The following is a 16,166-nucleotide window of genomic DNA, read 5'->3' on the forward strand; positions in this document are numbered from 1 at the left end:
CTCCAGTGGGTGGTTTCCGCGGGACCAGGCGGGTGGTCGGTAGCGGGGGAGCGGGCAACCGCGCCGGCTCACCCTGATAACCGAGGACTTCGCCGAACTGTTCCGACTCGGCCTGCCACTGATTGCGGTATTCGACGATCTCTTCGTGCGTGCGCCCGACGAAGTTCCACCACATCAGCAGTTCTTCGGTGAAGGGCGTACCCCCGAGGATGACGGCGCGCGCCGGCTCGCCACCGGTGTTGACGAGGGTCAACCGCGTGGATCCGACGCCCTGATACGCCATTTCGTACGGCTGCACCGGCGTACCGGCGACGGTCAGCGCGCCCTGATCGAGCAGCACGGCGTGCTCGAAGGTGGGGTCGACGTCGAACTCGACGGTGGCGCCGGCCGGCAGATCGACCTGCGCACCGAGCAGTGGTGTGTGCGTGTGGACCGGCGACTGCTGCCCGGCCAGCGCGCCCAGGAACACCGACACCGTGGCGCCGCCGAACGAAACCGGCTGCGGCGCATAGTGGTCGAAATTGCGGGGACCATGGCGGGCGGCGTCGGGCAGCGCGACCCACAGCTGGACACCGTGCAGGATCGTAGTCGCCGGCGTGGAGACCTCGGAGTGGCAGATGCCGGCGCCGGCCGTCATCAGGTTGAGCTCACCGGGCCGCACCATCTCGTGAACGCCATGCGAATCGCGGTGCTCGATCTCGCCGCTGAACAACCAGCTGACCGTCTGCAGCCCCGTGTGCGGGTGCGGGGGAACGTCCATCCCGGCCTTGACGCGCACGTCTTCCGGACCGTAATGGTCGGCGAAACACCACGCGCCGACCAGCGAGCGGTCGCGCTGCGGCAACGTGCGACGGACCATCATCGCGCGCGGGCCGCCCAGCGGCACCTCACGCGGCTCCAGAATCTCGATGCGGTTGGGAGGCCCGGCGGCACAGTCGTATTCGACGGGGTCTGCCTCAAGATTGCTCACGATTCGCCTTCCCGGCTGCGTACCATCGTCGCGTTCGCTCAGACCATACCCGCGCCGTCCTGGCCACGATCTGAAAGTAGGCGATGGACACCACCGAACCGGGCCCCGCGCACGTGCACATCGACAAGCAGTCGCCCCACGCCTACCGGGCGCTGGTGGCGGTCGCGACCGCGGTCACCAAGACTGCCGCCGAGGCCGGGCTGCCGCCGGCGCTGGTGGAGCTGATCAACACCCGCGTCTCGCTGATCAATGGCTGCCCGTCGTGCCTGGAGATCCATCACCGCCGCGCGGTGAAGGCCGGCGTCACCGACAAACAGCTCGCGACGCTGCGCGCCTGGCGGGACACCGAGCTGTTCTCCGCGCAGGAACGCGCCGCGCTGCGGCTGGCCGAGATCACCACGACGCTGCCCGACCACGACACCGCCGAACGCGAATACGCAAGGGCACGAGCGGTACTGAACGACGACGAGATCTCCGCGGTGATCTGGGTCGCGACCGCGATCAACGCCTTCAACCGGGTGTCGATCCTGAGTCGGCACCCGGTGCGGCCCTAGGTACTGGCCCGTAGCCGGTCCCGCAGGCCCGACGCGCGCAGCGCCTGCCGCTGCACCGCGGCCCGCACCTCGTCGGCCGACCCGACGATGCGCACCTTCTTCTTCGCGCGCGTGACCGCGGTGTAGAACAGCTCGCGCGTCAGCAACCGGGAGTCGGCGGGCGGCAGGATCACCGTCACCTCGTCGGCCTGCGAGCCCTGGCTCTTGTGGATGGTCAGCGCATACATCGTCTCGACATCGGCGATCCGACTCGATGAGAACTGTTGCGTCGCAGTCGCACCCGCGATGTACACCTGAACACCGTCCGGCCCGGCGGCGACCAGGCCGGTGTCGCCGTTGTAGATGCCCAGCGCGTAGTCGTTGGCCGTCACCAGCAGCGGACGGCCGGGGTACCACGGCGACCACGTGGCCTGCCCCGTCTCGTCGGTGATCCAGCGCTCCACCTGACGATTCCAGTGCCGCACTCCGTAGGGGCCGTCGCGGTGCGCGCACAGCAGGCGGTGTTCGTCCATGGCCGCGAGACCGTCGGCCCCGGCACCCAGCAACGCGCAGGCGCGCACCTTCAGCGCGTGGCCCACCAGAACGGGGCGCAGCGCCGCGGCCGGCTCGGCATCCTCGATGAACTCGATCGCCGCATCGCCCACCCGCAGGAGGGCGAGCACCTGGTCGGCGTCACCGGACCGGATCGCTTCGGCCAGACCGCCGATCGACGCCCCGAACCGGTGCGTGGTGTGCAGTGCGGCGATCCGGATGGACGGGTGATCGGTGAGGCCGTCGACCAGATCGGCCAGCACGGCACCCGCCTGCACCGAGGTCAACTGGTCGGGGTCGCCGACCAGCAGCAGCCGGGTGTCGGGCCGAACGGCTTCGAGCAACCGGGCCATGAGTGTCAGTGACACCATCGAGGTCTCGTCGACGACGACGACGTCGTGCGGCAACCGGTTGCCGCGATGGTGCTTGAACCGCGAGGCGCTGTCGGGACGCCCGCCGAGCAACCGGTGCAGCGTGACGGCCCGCAGCCCGCTGAGCCGATCCCGGTCTGCGGTCTCGAGTTTGGCCACCTCGGCCGAGACGGCCTCCTGCAGCCGGGCGGCAGCTTTTCCCGTCGGCGCCGCGAGCGCGATCCGCAGCCGGCCCGGGTGCGCGGCCTGCGCCAGCAGCGCGAGTAGCCGCGCCACGGTCGTCGTCTTGCCCGTGCCGGGGCCACCGGTCAGCACCGTCACCGGCTGCGTCAGCGCCAGCTGTGCGGCGGCCCGCTGCTCGGCGAAACCCGGTGGTGGGAAAAGCCTTTCGAGGGCGGCGTCGCTGACCGGTTGCGACGGTTGCGCCGACAGCGCCAGCAGGTCGGCGCACACCTGCTGTTCTTCGCGCCAGTAGCGGTCCAGGTACAGCAACCGCTCGTGGTCCAGCCGGATGGCCGTGCCGGTCAACGGACTACCCGCGACGGCGGCCATCAGTTCGGCGGGCGCCGGCCACGGCAGGTCACCGCCGATGTCGTCGGCGACGGTCGTGAGGTCGACGCACACCGAGCCTTCCCGCAGCGCCCGGACCGCCAGCCCGACGGCGAGGGCGACGACGTCGCCCGTTTCCTCGGCGAGCGCGCAACACCGCTGGGCCACATGCACATCGGCGGCGTTCAGCACGCCTGCGGCGTTGAACGTCGCGAGCAGTCCGGTGGCCGCGGGCACCTGCCGCCAGTCCATGGGGTCGGGCAGCCGGTCCGGTGTTGCCTCCAGTGGTGCCGTCATGCTGCCGTCCCCCGGTCCAACAGGTCGGACAGCCGGCTCACCAGCTCGACCGGGGGCTGCCAGCTGAACACACCGCACGGGTGACCGTCGACGACGGGCGTCGCCGCGCCGCACATGCCCCGGACGAACAGATAGGCCACGCCGCCCAGATGCCGGGCCGGCTCGTAGTCGGGTAATCGCCACCGCAGGAACCGATGCAGCACAACCGAATACAGCAACGCCTGCAACGGGTAATCGGAATGCATCATGGCCTCGGCGAGCCGGGGCGCCGTGTAGTCCGCGGCAGTGTTCTCGGTGCCGAAGTCGCCCAGCCGGTTGGTCTTGTAGTCCACCACCACGTACTTGTGTCCGCTTTCGTCCGGGATGCGCAGCACCGCGTCGATGGAACCCGACAGGTAGCCGTGCAACCGCTGGTGCCCGAGCGGTTCGGCCTGCAGCCGCGCGCCGTAGGCCGACAACGGATCCGACGCCGGCAGCAGCTCGCTCACCAGCAAGCCGACATCGCCGAGCCGGATGTCCCGCGCGGCGTCGGCCCGATCCTGGCCGCCGCCCAGCGGCATCTCGAAATCCAGTTCCCGCAACCGGTCTCGCAGCCCGATCTGCCGCAGCGTCAGGCCCGGCGCCAACGGGCCGAGCGGCGTGTCGTGCATCGGCACCAGGGCCGACGCCAGTTCCGCCGTGGGCACCTCGACGTTCCACAAACCCGCCTGCTCATCGATGCGGGCCGCCAGTTCGGCCGTCAGATCTCCGGACAGCGGGTCGGCACGCTCCAGCACGGCATGCACCAACGAGCCGAAGGCGGCGCCGGCGGGCAGGTGTGCCATCGGTGACGGCAGGTCGCCGGCCAATGGCGGCGGCGCCTCGGGGACGACGTCGGCCGACTCGTCGTCCCGCAGCGCGGTGTCCGGCTCGCTGGTCACCGCCTGCCCGTCGTCGTGCACGACGCGCACCAGCGCCGAGTACGACGTCCGCCGCCAATGGGTGTCGATGCTGCGGTGGAAATGCCGCACGTCCAGGTCCACCGGGGCCTCCGGCGCCGGCGGCGACATCGGTGCTACGGGCTCGGCCGCCTCGACCACCGGACCGCCCGCGTGCTCCCACGCGGTGAAGCACGCCATCGCATCGTCGTCGGAAAGTGTCTGCGGGACAACGCAGTCCGGTACCGCGGTGGCACCGGGCCGTCGGCCCCGCAGCAGCCGCGACAGGCCACCGTTCTGTTCGTCCCGCGACGGCGCCCACCATGCCACCACCTGTGACTGGGCCCGGGTGAGGGCGACGTAGGTCAGCCGGACGTTGTCGCCGGCGGTCTCGGCCAGGCCCGCCTGCTCGGCCGCGGCCCGGTCCGTGGCGCCGGCGCCACCGACATGCAGGCACCGCGTGCCGTCGGCGTCGTGGAACCGCAGCACCGTGTCGGCCTTGACGAACCGGTTGAACCCGAACGGCAGATACACGACGGGGAACTGCAGCCCCTTGCTGCGCCACACCGTCATGATCTGCACCGCCGCGGCGTCGCTGTCCAGCCGGCGGTTGCGTTCGGCCGGGCCGCCGCGGTCCTTGATCTGCCGTCGCAGCCAATCCCGCAGGGCGGGCAGGTGATGACGCTCGCGATGGGCGGTTTCGTGCAGGAGCTGGCTGACGTGCGCCAGGTCGGTCATGTGGCGTTCGCCGCCGCGGTGTCCGAGTACCCGCTCGGGCAGGCCCAGCGACACCGCCGCCTCGAACACCGCCGCGATGCCCCGGTCCCGGGCCAGGCCGGCCCACTGCCGGATGGTGGTGGTGATCTGGTCGGTCAGCTCGTCGCCGCCGGCGGCCAGATCGGCCGCGCGGTGACCGAAGAACATGGTGGTCGCGGCGGCCCGCACCAGGCCACTGCGGTTGGGGGTGTCGAAGGCATCGAGCAGGCGCAGCCACTCCGCCGCCGCGGTCGAGGCGAACACGTCGGTGTCACCCGAGTACACCACCGGAATGCCCAAGTCCAGCAACGCATCCCGGCACGGGACGGCGTCCAGGCCGCTGTCGACGATCACCGCGATATCACCGGCGGTGAGGGGCCGGCCGTCGAACTGCGCGCCACTGGCCAGCAACACCGAGATGTCGGCGGCGAGATCCTTGGCGATATACGGCCGCAACGCCCCGATCGGGACCATGCGGCGCTGCGGCGTCCCGAACTCCGTACGCGCAACGACCCGCAGCCGGAACGGGTCGTTGCGTGGCGCTCCCGTGAGCCGGTGGCGGTCGGTACGCGCCTCGACGGGGTGCACGACGATGTCGTCGTCGCCGAGGGCCGCGCCCTTGAGCACGGTCTGCAGCCGGTCCACCAGAACCTTGTCGCTGCGCCAGTTCTCGGCCAGGGTCAGCCGCTGGTCGGCACTGCGCGCGGCATCCAGATACGTGACAATGTCGCCGCCGCGGAACGCGTAGATGGCCTGTTTGGGGTCGCCGATCAGCACGACGGCGCTGTGCCCGACGAAGGCCCGCGAGATCACCTGCCACTGCACCGGATCGGTGTCCTGGAACTCGTCGACCATGACGATCGGCCAGCGCCGCCGCATCCGGTCGCGGGCCGGCGCGTCGGGCTCCTCCAGAGCGGCGGCGAGCCGGCTCAGCAGGTCGTCGAAGCTCAGCACCCCCAGCCGGCGCTTGCGGCGTTCGAGTTCCTCGAGCACCGCCCGCGCGAACGACATGCGTTGCGCCGCAACGCTGTCGGGATCGGCGGTCTCTGGCCGCAACTGCGCGCCCGGATCGCCGACAACCCGTTTGGCCAGATCGAGCGCATCGTTGAAGCTCAGCGCGGGCTCGTCGCGCTGGTCACCGTAGGTCGTCAGGTACAGGTCCGAGACGATCTCGCCCACCAGATCGTCGAGGCTCTCCACCAGCTGGGCGCCCGAATCGGTGTCGCCGGCGATGCCGAGCGAACGCAGCACCAGCCCGCAGAACTCGTGCGTGGTGGCGATGGTCGCGGCGTCGAAATCCGACAGCGCGTCACGCAGGCGGGCGCGGCGCAGCACCAGTTCGTCGGGCGGCGCGGCCGCGAGGTGACGGATCAGGTCGTCGTCATCCTCCGACGGGTCGTCCAGCGCGGCAACGGTCTTCACCAACTGCGCCCGCACCCGTTCGCGCAGTTCCCGGGTGGCCGCCCGGCTGAAGGTGATCAGCAGCATCTGGTCCAGGGTCGCCGCGCCCTCGGCGATGTACCGCGTCACCAGGCCGGCGAGGGCATAGGTCTTGCCGGTGCCGGCGCTGGCCTCCAGCACCGTCGTCGTCTTCGGTTCCGGCAGCGGGCCGAGCAGATCGAACGCGTCCATCAGATCCGCCGTTCCGCGTCGAGCAGCGGCTGCCACAACCGGGACGCGTAGGCGCCGAGGCGCGTGGTCTCGCCGCGGACGGCAACATCGTCGGGCCGCGGCGGGTCGAGCAACACGTGCAATGGCGCGCCCGGCCCCCAGACCTCCACATATTCGGCGCCGTCCTTCTCGAACCGCCATTCCGACTCGGCGCCCCGCTCCGGCACCGGGTCGTCGAACAGGCGCGCCCGCGCCCATTCCAGCGACGTCTTCAAGGGCAGGGGCAGCGGTTCGCGGCGGCCCGCGTCGTAGATCGCGACCAGGTCCCGCAGCACCGAAAGTGGTTGCTCCGGAGGCCGATACCCCATGGCGTGCACGCCCCCGCGCGGGCCGCGCCCGATGCAGTACGCCTCCCACTCGCGCTCCGGTGCACCCGCCGCCAGCGCCACCAGGGTGACCCAGGCCTGCAGCCGATGCTTGGCGCCCAGCTTCGAATAGGTGACCGTCACGGTGCGGTCCTGCCAGAGCGGCGCGGCGGTGCCGGTGAGTCTGCGGCCCTGACCGAGGTCGACGTCGATGTCCAGCGCGCTCGCCTCGCCCCGCTGCAGCGATCGGGCCGCGGTCGCCAGTTCGAGTGCCTCACCGCGGATTTCGTTGGCCTGACGCCAGCCGAGCCGGCCCGGCGGCAGTGTGCCGCGCCGCCACTCCGCGCCGATGACGAAGTCGGGATCCCGGCCGATCTTCAGGTCGTCGAGCATGCGTTCCCCGACCGCCCACTTGCCGAGGCCGTCGATCGCGACCGGGATGGCATCGGACAATTCGTCGGCGTCCCACGGCAGCGTGTAGTCCAGCGCCCGGAAGAACCCCTTCACCGGGTTCGCGAAAAACCTCAGCAGTTCGGCGAGTTCGACATCACCGCACGGCGATTCGTCCAGCGGACCGTCGATGAGCCGCGGCTTCGGCCGGCGCTCGCCGAGGACGGCCCTCGCCCCGCGCAGCGCCGCCGGGTCGTACGTGAACGGTCGGTCGGGCACCAGCTCGTCGCGGGCGACGGTGCGGATGTCGAAGGGCTGCAACGGGTGGTCGCACACGATGCGGTCCCGGACAGGCTCGGTCGTGGTCCGGTCCAACGCGTCGAGCAGCTCCTGCACCGGAACTGCGGGTGGTCGGTGCTCACCGGAGTGCTCGTCGGTGCCGGTGTAGGTGATGACCAACGTGTCGGTGGCCGAGCAGATGGCATCGAGCAGCAATTGCCGGTCCTCCGAACGGATGTCACGCTCACCCGTGAGCGGACGACGCGCCAGGACGTCGTCACCGTCGGCGATGTTGGTGCGCGGGAAGACGCCGTCATCGAGCCCGACCAGGCACACCACGCGATGCGGTACCGAGCGCATCGGGACCATGGTGCACACCGTCAGCGTGCCGGTGCGGAAGTTGGCGCGCGTCGGGCGGCCGGCCAGCTGCCGGCGCAGCAGGGACCGGACGTCGGGCAACCGCAGCGTCGTGCCGGACCGAGAACCCGCGTGGGTCAACACTTTCGCCAGTTCGCGGTCGAGTTGCGCCTGCTGCCACTGCTCGTCGGGGCCGACGCGCGTGAGCTGCGCGATGCCGTCGCGCAGGATCTCGACCCAGCTGTCCAGCGGTTGCGCGCCGGTGAGCCGGTCGACGACACCGCACAGCCGCTGCACGTATTCCGCCAATCGGCCGGCCAATTCCACGCGGTTCGAGTCGACGTCGTCGAGCGGCAACGCGGTGCCCAGCCAGCCCTGCGAATCGTCGGACATCGCGGCGCCGACGAGCAGCCGGTCGACCCCGAACTGCCAGGTGTTCTGCGGGTACCGCTGCAGCGCGTACGGGGTGCGGTGCCCCGCGTCGAAACCCCACCGAATGCCGGCTGCGCCAACCCATTCGGTGAGGTCCACGAGGTCGTCGTCGCCCCACGCGAAGCGCCGGCGCACCGGCTCGCTGTGCGCCAGGCTCAGCACCGCACTGGCGGTGGCCCGGCCGTCGGCGATGTCGAGCAGCTCGGCCAGCACCCCGAGCAGGGGATTGGTCTGGGTCAGCGCACGGTCGGCCAACCGGACCCGCAGGCTCTGGGCCGGGTGACCGAGGTCGGCATGCTCGCCCGCCCCGAACGCCGCGGTGATCAGTGGTGCGTAAGTCTCGATGTCGGGGCACATCACCAGGATGTCGCGCGGCTGCAGGGTCTCGTCGTCGTCGAGCAGGCCCAGCAGCACATCACGCAGCACATCGATCTGCCGGGCCGCACCGTGACAGCGATGGATCTGCACGGACCGGTCGTCCTTCGCGAGCTGCCGCTGCGGGCCGGGCCGTACCTCGTCGGCCGAGATGTCGGACTGCAGCCGGCCCAGCAGCGTGTCCGCGAATCCGGTGCGGGGGTGGAACTGATCGGACTGTGCGGTGGGCAGGCCGCGTTGCAGCTCCCGTAGATCGCGGCCGAGCGTCTGCAGCAGCGGGTGGCCAACCCGCAACCGGCTGGTGTCCTGGCGCCGGAGCTCCTGGCCGCGCAGATCGGACAACGCCTGCCACAACGGGTCGCTGGGATGCGGCAGCCACAGGTGCAGATCGTGGTGGGTGGCCAACGCCCCGAGCAGTTCGAGATCTGCCGCCGGCAACCGGGTATGCCCGAACAGGGACAGCCGCGGCGGTAGTTCCGATGGTGAATCGATCAGCCGGGCAATGGTTTTCGCTTGCCGTACCGGGGGCGGATCGGCGGCGATGCGTTCCGCGGTCGCGCGCCACAGGTGCGGCTGCCAGAGCAGATCGTCGTCCAGCCGGCCGCCCGCGCCGTCGGAGCTGCCGCCCGCCAGCCAGTCGGTGAGCATCGCCGGCCGGGCTTTGGCGTAGGTGTCGAACAGGCCCGCCAGCCGCCGGGCCACCGCGTAGCGACGACCCTGCCGCAGCTGGGTCTCCTCGGGATTGCCCAGTTCGGTGTAGCCGAGGTGCGCGGCGAGGGTGCCCGCCCAGGGCTGGGCGACGCCCAGATCGTCGAGCACTTCCAGCAGCGGCCACACCAGGGCGTCGGGCTCCCACGGGGTGTCGTCCGCCGTGCCGGTGATCTCGGCGAGAAGCGATGTGGGGGAGCGGAATTCGATGCCCGCGCACACACCGTCGTTCGCCGTGCCGCGGCCGAGCGCATGTGACAGCTGCTGGCTGAGCCAGCGCTCCATGCCGCGGGCGGACACCAGGACCAGCTCGGCCGCGAACGGATCCGCCGGCGGTTCGGCGAGCAGCGCACCCAGCCCGGCGGCCAGCGCGCCGGTGTCTTCGGCTCGGTGCAGATGTAGCGCCATCGGACCACCCTAGGTCGGCGTACCGACAGCCTTGTCGATGTGTGGCGTTACCCGCCGAACTCGGCGGCCAGGCCGTCGATGCCGGCCTGGATCGCGGCCAGTCCACCGGCGCGGGCCTTGAGCTTGCTGGCCAGGTGATGCTGGGTGTGAAGCGTCGCGGCGAATCCCGCGGCCACCTCCTGGGCGCGACTCAGCACGTGCTCCTGGTCGACGATCTCGTCCACCCAGCCGGCCGCCCGCGCTTCCTCGCCGGTGAACGTCGCGGCCAGACCGACCGCGCGCTGGAAGGCCGAATTGGTCAGGCGCAGCCGGAGGATTTCGATGCACGACTGCGGCACCGTCATGCCGATGGCCACCTCGTTGGCCTGGCACCGCATCGTGGGCGAGCCGACCCGATGGTCACCCGAGCACAGCAGGAACGAGCCGCCCGCGATCGCGTGTCCGGTCGCGGCGACCACCACGGGGACCGGGAAGCGCAGCAGCCGGAGGTTGAGTTCGATGCCGCCGCGCAGCATGGCGAACCCGGCCGCCGCATCTCCCGAACCGAAAATGGCGAGGTCGAACCCGGCACTGAGGACCCGGTTGTTGCCGGCGATGACGACGGCCTTCACGCCGTCGGACTGCTCGGCCTGGTCCAGCGCGGCGTTGATGTTCTCCTGCATCGTCGGGCTCAGGACGTTGACCTTGCCGTCGTCCAGCGTGATCGTGGCAACCGCATCGGTCACGGCGTAGGTGACGGTGCTCATCGGCTCTCCCTCGGTCGGTTCCCGGGCCGGGAACGGGTGTGAGCCGATGCTAGACGTGCCGTCGGTGGCGTCCTGTCAGTGGACGGCGTTGCGGTGCCGCCCCTTCGGGCCGTCGTCGAACCACTGGATTTCCAGCTCGGTGGTCTCGTCGGCCGCGCGGCTGCGCCACCGGTCCTGCGTCTCCCGGACCGCCCGGTTCATGCGGTCGATCTCGGCGCGGAAGACGTCGGGCTGCGTCTCCTTGGAGGCGTAGTGGAAGTACGTCAGCACGCTGCGCAGCAGCTCGAGCTTCTGCTTCTCGCGCTTGGCGAGGTCGTGCGTCGTCATCAGTTCCAGCCGCTGCACCGGCTGCAGCGCGGCCCAGTCGAGCACCGCCTTCGACTCGAACTCGCGGGGCTTGCGCCCGAACCGCGACTTCTTGCCGGCCGCCGGGGCGGGCATGTCGTAGTAGGTGAGCGTCCCCTCGAACCGCGACCGGATGGACCCACCCAGCTCCTCACGGCTGATCGCCGAGTCCCAGATGGTTCGCCACTCCTGCCCCGGAGCCAGGATCGAGAGTTCGCTGGGCAGTCGCAGCTCGGTGACATCGAGCTCGCCGTCGTGGTCGGAATCCTCATAGATGGCGACCGTCGGGTGATTCGTGAACTCGAACGAGATGTTGTGCGCCGCGGTCTGCCCGAAGTTGCGGACCACCAGCTCGATCAGATGCCAGTCCGACGCGTGCGGCTCCATGAACATGGTCACCTGCGGGCGCACCTGATCCTGCTTGAGCTGGCGATTCTTCGACAGCTGACGGTTCACCGCGATCAGTACGACGACGCCGAACGCCAGTGCGGCCCACGCCGCGATGGCCAGCCAGCTGCCTGATCCCAGGCCTGTCAGGTCGTCCCAGCGTTGAGATATCCAGTCCACCGCGCCATCCAGTCGTCAAGTCTCATCGGTTTTATCCGACACTGAGACTAATATTCGCTGGTTGACTTGTACAACGGAGAGCGAAAGGTAGCTACGCCGCTAGCCGCCCATGAGCATGCGCCACTGGTCCAAGTCGCGCGCCCGGTAGACGTAATTGGTGCGACGGACGTCGTCGAGCGGCGCGCTGGGTTCGGCCGAATACCAGTGCCCCGGGAAGACCGTCGGATCGCCGGGCAGGGCGGCCAGCGCCTGCAGGCTGCGGAACATGTCGTCGACGTTCCCGCCCGGGAAATCGGTGCGGCCGCAGCCCTCCAGGAACAGCGTGTCGCCGGCCACCAACCGGCCGTCGAGCAGGAAGCACTGGCTGCCGGGGGTGTGTCCGGGGGTGTGCAGCAGCTCGATCGGCACGGCCCCGACCTGCACGACGTCGCCGTGCTGGTGGGACGTCAGCTCCGACGGCGCGATGCCGGTGACCCGGGACACCCAGTCCGCCTCGTGGGCGTTGACGTGCACCGGCACGCTGACCCGCTCCAGCAGTTCGGCCAGGCCTTTGAGCTCGAAGCCCATCATCGAGCCGCCGACGTGATCGGGGTGGTGGTGGGTGACGAGCACGCCCGACAGGTGCATGCCGTCGCCCTCGAGGACGTCGACCAGATCGCCCGCGGCGTAGGCCGGGTCGACCACCACGCAGTCGCCGGTCTCCCGGTCGCCGATGAGGTAGGCGAAGTTGCGCATCTGCGCCGCGATGGGATCGGTCGCCGCGAAGTCGCGGCCGGCGAGCAACTGGCGGAAATACAGGCGGTCATCAGGCATGCCGACAGCCTAGGAGGGCGGCCTCGGCGTTGACTCTGCGACCAGGTGCCGACCTACTCGGCCTTGTGCGCCCAGGATGCAGTGTCAGCCGTGGTGTGGTCGCCGTTTGTGTTGAGTCTGTAACCACGCGCCGACCTACTCGGCCTTTTGCGCCCAGGACGCAGGGTGAACGGGGTTTGGGGGAACAACCGGGCCGACCGGGGCCCACGGCAGCCTCCGAACGGGCCGAAATAGTGTGGTTGAGCTGCCGTTTTGGCAGGTGAAACTGCGAGACGGTAACCTCTTTAAGGCCCACGGGGCAGACGGTCGTAACCGACAGTTCGAAACCGAGGGTCAGGCCCCCTTAGCTCAGTCGGCAGAGCGTTTCCATGGTAAGGAAAAGGTCAACGGTTCGATTCCGTTAGGGGGCTCGGTGGACATATGGCGAGCGGAGCGACGGAAGTAATAATCCGCCGCTGCGCCGCCTGTGTCTGTCGGGGCGGTGTAGCTCAGCTGGTTAGAGCGCACGACTCATAATCGTGAGGTCGGGAGATCGAGCCTCCCCACCGCTACCAGCACAACAGAGATTCGAAGCGAAAGAGGCGAAGACGTGGCGTCGAGTACCGACGTACGGCCGAAGATCACCTTGGCCTGCGAGGTGTGCAAGCACCGTAACTACATCACCAAGAAGAACCGTCGCAACGACCCGGATCGTCTTGAGATCAAGAAGTTCTGCCCGAACTGCGGTACGCACCAGCCGCACAAAGAGTCGCGTTAGCCACTCACCGTGGGTCTGGCGGACATTGTCGGTTTCCACTACCGGCATCCCGAGAGCTATGAGGTCGGGCGCGAGAAGATCCGTGAGCACGCGATTGCCGTTCAGAACGTCGACGCGTCCTTTCACACGGAGTCGGCCGCGGCCGAGCTCGGTCACGACGCGCTGCTGGCACCGCTGACGTTCATCAGCATCTTCGGTTACCAGGCGCAGCTCGCGATGTTCGGCGCCGCTGGCATCTCCGTCTCGGACGCCCAGATCGTCCATGTGGATCAGTCGCTGAAGTTTCTGCAACCCATCAAGGCCGGCGACACGCTGTACTGCGACGTGTACGTCGACTCCTTCCGGCGGGCGCACGGCACCGACATTGTCGTGAACAAGAACATCATCACGAACGACCGTGGTGAGGTCGTGCAGGTGGCCTACACGACCTTGGCTGGTCGCTCGGGTGACGAGGACGGACAGGGAGGATTCTCAGATGGCACTTCGTGAGTTCAGTTCGGTAAAGGTCGGCGACGAGCTGCCCGAGACGACCATCAAGCTGACCCGTCAGGACCTGGTCAACTACGCCGGTGTCTCCGGCGACCTGAACCCCATCCACTGGGACGACGAGATCGCCAAGCAGGTCGGTCTGGACACCGCCATCGCCCACGGCATGCTGACCATGGGTCTCGGCGGCGGCTTCATCACCAACTGGGTCGGTGACCCGGGTGCCGTCACTGAGTACAACGTCCGCTTCACCTCGGTGGTCCCGGTTCCCAACGACGGCATCGGCGCCGAGCTGGTCTTCACCGGCCGCGTGAAGTCGGTCGACGAGGAATCCAAGTCGGTCACCATCGCGCTTTCTGCCACCACCGGCGGCAAGAAGATCTTCGGCCGCGCCGTCGCAACCGCGAAGTTGGCGTAGTCATGCCCTTGAACCCCGACATCCTCGGGATGGTCCACAAGTACCCCCAGGTGTTCACCGTGGGGCGCGAGCAGGTCCGGCAGTACGCCAAGGCCGTCAAGTCGGATCACCCCGTTTCGATGGACGAAGCCGCCGCGGCCGAGCTGGGCCACGACGCCCTGGTCGCCGGGCCGACGTTCGTGTCGATCGTCGCGCTGCTGGTCCAGCAGGACTTCTTCCGTGTCGTCGATGTCGGCATGGAGACCATGCAGATCATCCAGGTCGACCAGAAATTCGTGTACCACCGCCCGATCAAGGTCGGTGACCGGTTGCACGCGACCGTCGAGATCGTCTCCGTCGAGCACCGGTTCGGCGCCGACATCGTGATGACCCGCAACACCCTCACCGATGACGACGGTGGCGTCATCATGGAAGCCTTCACCACGCTGATGGGTCACGAGGGCGACAACTCGGTGTCGGTGCGCTACGACCGCGAAACGGGCCAGGTTTTGCGTTCGGCCGCCGGAGCGGATTAGTAACTCAGACTGGGGCCGTTGTACACTCGGTCCTCGGGGATCCACCCTTTTCAGCGCGCTGTCCGTCGGTTACACATCGACCGATCGGGGAGCGCGCGAATTGTGTGAGGACCCAACCGGAAGCGCCGACTGCGTCGGTGCTGAAGGGGCGTAGCTCAATTGGCAGAGCAGCGGTCTCCAAAACCGCAGGTTGCAGGTTCAAGTCCTGTCGCCCCTGCTCAACTGAATACCGATGTGGACACTGGAAATGTGACCACCTGGAACAGACGAAAGGCATGCGGTGAGCGACGAGCGCGATAGTGCCGGCTCCGCAGGCGCCGGTACTGATGCGGGCACCGACGCGGGCGAAAGCGAGTCGCAGGGCCAGACCGCAGTTGTGACGCGCCCCGCGCGTCCGACCGGAAAGCGGGCCCGGCGGGCCGTCGAGGTCGACGAGTCCGAAGCGGACATCGAGACCGGCGATGCGGACTCCGACGCCGAGGACAGCGCGGCCGACGCCGGCAAGAAGTCCAAGCCGAAGAAGGCTGAAAAGTCCAAGAAGACGGGCCCCACTCGGAACCCGTTCGTGTTCGTCTGGAACTACCTCAAGCAGGTCGTCGCCGAGCTGCGCAAGGTCATCTGGCCGAACCGCAAGCAGATGGTCGCCTACACGACCGTTGTGCTGGTGTTCCTAGTCTTCATGGTGGCGCTGATCGGTGGGGTCGATTTCGGTCTCGCCAAGCTCGTCATGTGGGTGTTCGGCTGACGCCGAGCGCCCGCCGGGACGAGCTCAAGAACGTAAGAGAGGACTGACTACCGTGACTTTCGATGGCGAGACACCTTCGGACGAGTCCGACGTGACCGCCGAGGCAGTCGAGTCGGTGGAGACCTTCGAAGAAGCTGCCGAGACCGTGGACGCTTCCGATTCTTCGGACAACGACACTGCCGACGCCGCTGACGCACCCGAGGCGACCGACGTCGTCGTCGACGAGACCGTGGAAGCCGCCGCCGAGGAGCCCGAGGACGAGGATCCCGCGGTCGCGCTGAAGAAGCAGCTGCGCCGTCAGGCAGGCGAGTGGTACGTCATCCACTCGTACGCCGGTTACGAGAACAAGGTGAAGGCCAACCTCGAGACCCGCGTGCAGAACCTGGACGTCGGCGACTACATCTTCCAGGTCGAGGTACCGACCGAAGAGGTCACCGAGATCAAGAACGGCCAGCGCAAGCAGGTCAACCGCAAGGTGCTGCCGGGCTACATCCTGGTCCGCATGGACCTGAACGACGAGTCGTGGGGCGCCGTGCGCAACACCCCGGGTGTGACCGGGTTCGTCGGCGCGACCTCGAAGCCGTCGGCGCTGTCGCTCGACGACGTCGTGAAGTTCCTGCTGCCGCAGGGCGCCGCGAAGAAGCCCGCCAAGGCGACCGCGGCCGCCGCCGCGTCGGGTGCCGACAGCGAAGCCACCTTGGCGCGTCCGGAAATCCTGGTCGACTTCGAGGTCGGCGAGTCGGTCACCGTCATGGACGGCCCGTTCGCCACGCTGCCCGCGTCGATCAGCGAGGTCAACGCCGAACAGCAGAAGCTCAAGGTGCTGGTGTCCATCTTCGGACGCGAGACACCGGTCGAATTGACCTTCACGCAGGTCAGCAAGATTTAATCGCGAGCCTCGGCT

At 68.8% G+C, this 16,166-nt stretch carries 13 protein-coding genes, 3 tRNA genes and 1 pseudogene; 10 read left to right on the plus strand and 7 right to left on the minus strand.

The genetic code is table 11. From position 1 onward, the window contains the following. Positions 1 to 4: 4 nt before the first annotated feature. Positions 5 to 970 (minus strand): annotated as a pseudogene (locus H289_RS0113380) (pirin family protein); the annotation flags it as partial. Between the two features lie 83 nt (positions 971 to 1,053). On the opposite strand from H289_RS0113380, the gene H289_RS0113385 reads away from it, so the two are divergent. Beyond that, on the plus strand, positions 1,054 to 1,524 hold the full coding sequence (locus H289_RS0113385) for a carboxymuconolactone decarboxylase family protein (RefSeq protein ID WP_020101310.1): 471 nt from the start codon (positions 1,054 to 1,056) through the stop codon (positions 1,522 to 1,524). Here the strand turns inward: H289_RS0113385 and recD are convergent. From recD to H289_RS0113415, 6 genes are all read right to left on the minus strand, one after another. After that, positions 1,521 to 3,227, minus strand: a complete 1,707-nt coding sequence (gene recD / locus H289_RS0113390; protein ID WP_036420548.1) for an exodeoxyribonuclease V subunit alpha — start codon at positions 3,225 to 3,227, stop codon at positions 1,521 to 1,523. The two genes, H289_RS0113385 and recD, sit on opposite strands and share 4 nt — an antisense overlap. A gap of 41 nt (positions 3,228 to 3,268) precedes the next feature. Next, positions 3,269 to 6,577 (minus strand): UvrD-helicase domain-containing protein, encoded by a 3,309-nt coding sequence (locus H289_RS0113395; RefSeq protein ID WP_020101312.1) that lies wholly within the window; start codon positions 6,575 to 6,577, stop codon positions 3,269 to 3,271. Beyond that, positions 6,577 to 9,870, minus strand: a complete 3,294-nt coding sequence (gene recC, locus H289_RS0113400) for an exodeoxyribonuclease V subunit gamma (protein ID WP_020101313.1) — start codon at positions 9,868 to 9,870, stop codon at positions 6,577 to 6,579. The genes H289_RS0113395 and recC overlap by 1 nt, the downstream gene beginning before the upstream one ends. A 47-nt stretch (positions 9,871 to 9,917) precedes the next feature. Then, a complete protein-coding gene (locus H289_RS0113405; protein WP_020101314.1) occupies positions 9,918 to 10,616 on the minus strand; it encodes a crotonase/enoyl-CoA hydratase family protein in 699 nt (232 codons plus the stop codon). 75 nt (positions 10,617 to 10,691) lie between these two features. Then, on the minus strand, positions 10,692 to 11,528 hold the full coding sequence (locus tag H289_RS0113410; RefSeq protein WP_020101315.1) for a DUF8453 domain-containing protein: 837 nt from the start codon (positions 11,526 to 11,528) through the stop codon (positions 10,692 to 10,694). Between the two features lie 99 nt (positions 11,529 to 11,627). Then, the gene (locus tag H289_RS0113415) at positions 11,628 to 12,341 is read right to left on the minus strand and encodes an MBL fold metallo-hydrolase (RefSeq protein WP_020101316.1); all 714 of its coding nucleotides are present in this window, start codon (positions 12,339 to 12,341) and stop codon (positions 11,628 to 11,630) included. A 337-nt stretch (positions 12,342 to 12,678) separates the two neighbouring features. Between H289_RS0113415 and H289_RS0113420 the strand changes: the two genes are divergently transcribed. The 9 genes from H289_RS0113420 (at position 12,679) to nusG (ending at position 16,151) form a co-directional block, all read left to right on the plus strand. Continuing rightward, positions 12,679 to 12,751 (plus strand) — tRNA-Thr (locus H289_RS0113420). 67 nt (positions 12,752 to 12,818) lie between these two features. Continuing rightward, positions 12,819 to 12,895 (plus strand) — tRNA-Met (locus tag H289_RS0113425). A gap of 35 nt (positions 12,896 to 12,930) precedes the next feature. Next, on the plus strand, positions 12,931 to 13,098 hold the full coding sequence (rpmG, locus tag H289_RS0113430) for a 50S ribosomal protein L33 (RefSeq protein WP_003881823.1): 168 nt from the start codon (positions 12,931 to 12,933) through the stop codon (positions 13,096 to 13,098). Positions 13,099 to 13,107: 9 nt separating this feature from the next. Beyond that, positions 13,108 to 13,587 carry a (3R)-hydroxyacyl-ACP dehydratase subunit HadA gene (gene hadA / locus H289_RS0113435; protein ID WP_020101317.1) on the plus strand — a complete coding sequence of 160 codons (480 nt, stop codon included), beginning with the start codon at positions 13,108 to 13,110 and terminating at the stop codon, positions 13,585 to 13,587. Beyond that, positions 13,574 to 14,002: a (3R)-hydroxyacyl-ACP dehydratase subunit HadB gene (gene hadB / locus H289_RS0113440; RefSeq protein WP_020101318.1), complete on the plus strand. Its 429-nt coding sequence runs from the start codon at positions 13,574 to 13,576 to the stop codon at positions 14,000 to 14,002. Before hadA ends, hadB begins: the two co-directional genes overlap by 14 nt. A 2-nt stretch (positions 14,003 to 14,004) precedes the next feature. Continuing rightward, positions 14,005 to 14,517: a (3R)-hydroxyacyl-ACP dehydratase subunit HadC gene (gene hadC, locus H289_RS0113445; protein WP_020101319.1), complete on the plus strand. Its 513-nt coding sequence runs from the start codon at positions 14,005 to 14,007 to the stop codon at positions 14,515 to 14,517. Between the two features lie 144 nt (positions 14,518 to 14,661). After that, positions 14,662 to 14,734: transfer RNA gene (locus tag H289_RS0113450), tRNA-Trp, on the plus strand. Positions 14,735 to 14,797: 63 nt separating this feature from the next. After that, positions 14,798 to 15,262 carry a preprotein translocase subunit SecE gene (secE, locus tag H289_RS0113455; RefSeq protein ID WP_020101320.1) on the plus strand — a complete coding sequence of 155 codons (465 nt, stop codon included), beginning with the start codon at positions 14,798 to 14,800 and terminating at the stop codon, positions 15,260 to 15,262. Between the two features lie 145 nt (positions 15,263 to 15,407). After that, positions 15,408 to 16,151, plus strand: a complete 744-nt coding sequence (gene nusG, locus H289_RS0113460) for a transcription termination/antitermination protein NusG (protein ID WP_502685704.1) — start codon at positions 15,408 to 15,410, stop codon at positions 16,149 to 16,151. The last annotated feature ends 15 nt before the right edge of the window (positions 16,152 to 16,166 follow it).

This window comes from Mycobacterium sp. 360MFTsu5.1, from assembly GCF_000383495.1.
GTDB classification, from domain to species: domain Bacteria; phylum Actinomycetota; class Actinomycetes; order Mycobacteriales; family Mycobacteriaceae; genus Mycobacterium; species Mycobacterium mucogenicum_B.

What these genes read in the sequence shown, in the direction of transcription:
- H289_RS0113395 (WP_020101312.1), bottom strand. Translation starts at nt 6,577, where the DNA reads ATGGACGCGTTCGATCTGCTCGGCCCGCTGCCGGAACCGAAGACGACG.
- H289_RS0113415 (WP_020101316.1), bottom strand. Translation starts at nt 12,341, where the DNA reads ATGCCTGATGACCGCCTGTATTTCCGCCAGTTGCTCGCCGGCCGCGAC.
- hadC (WP_020101319.1), top strand. Translation starts at nt 14,005, where the DNA reads ATGCCCTTGAACCCCGACATCCTCGGGATGGTCCACAAGTACCCCCAG.
- hadB (WP_020101318.1), top strand. Translation starts at nt 13,574, where the DNA reads ATGGCACTTCGTGAGTTCAGTTCGGTAAAGGTCGGCGACGAGCTGCCC.
- H289_RS0113385 (WP_020101310.1), top strand. Translation starts at nt 1,054, where the DNA reads ATGGACACCACCGAACCGGGCCCCGCGCACGTGCACATCGACAAGCAG.
- recC (WP_020101313.1), bottom strand. Translation starts at nt 9,870, where the DNA reads ATGGCGCTACATCTGCACCGAGCCGAAGACACCGGCGCGCTGGCCGCC.
- H289_RS0113405 (WP_020101314.1), bottom strand. Translation starts at nt 10,616, where the DNA reads ATGAGCACCGTCACCTACGCCGTGACCGATGCGGTTGCCACGATCACG.
- recD (WP_036420548.1), bottom strand. Translation starts at nt 3,227, where the DNA reads ATGGACTGGCGGCAGGTGCCCGCGGCCACCGGACTGCTCGCGACGTTC.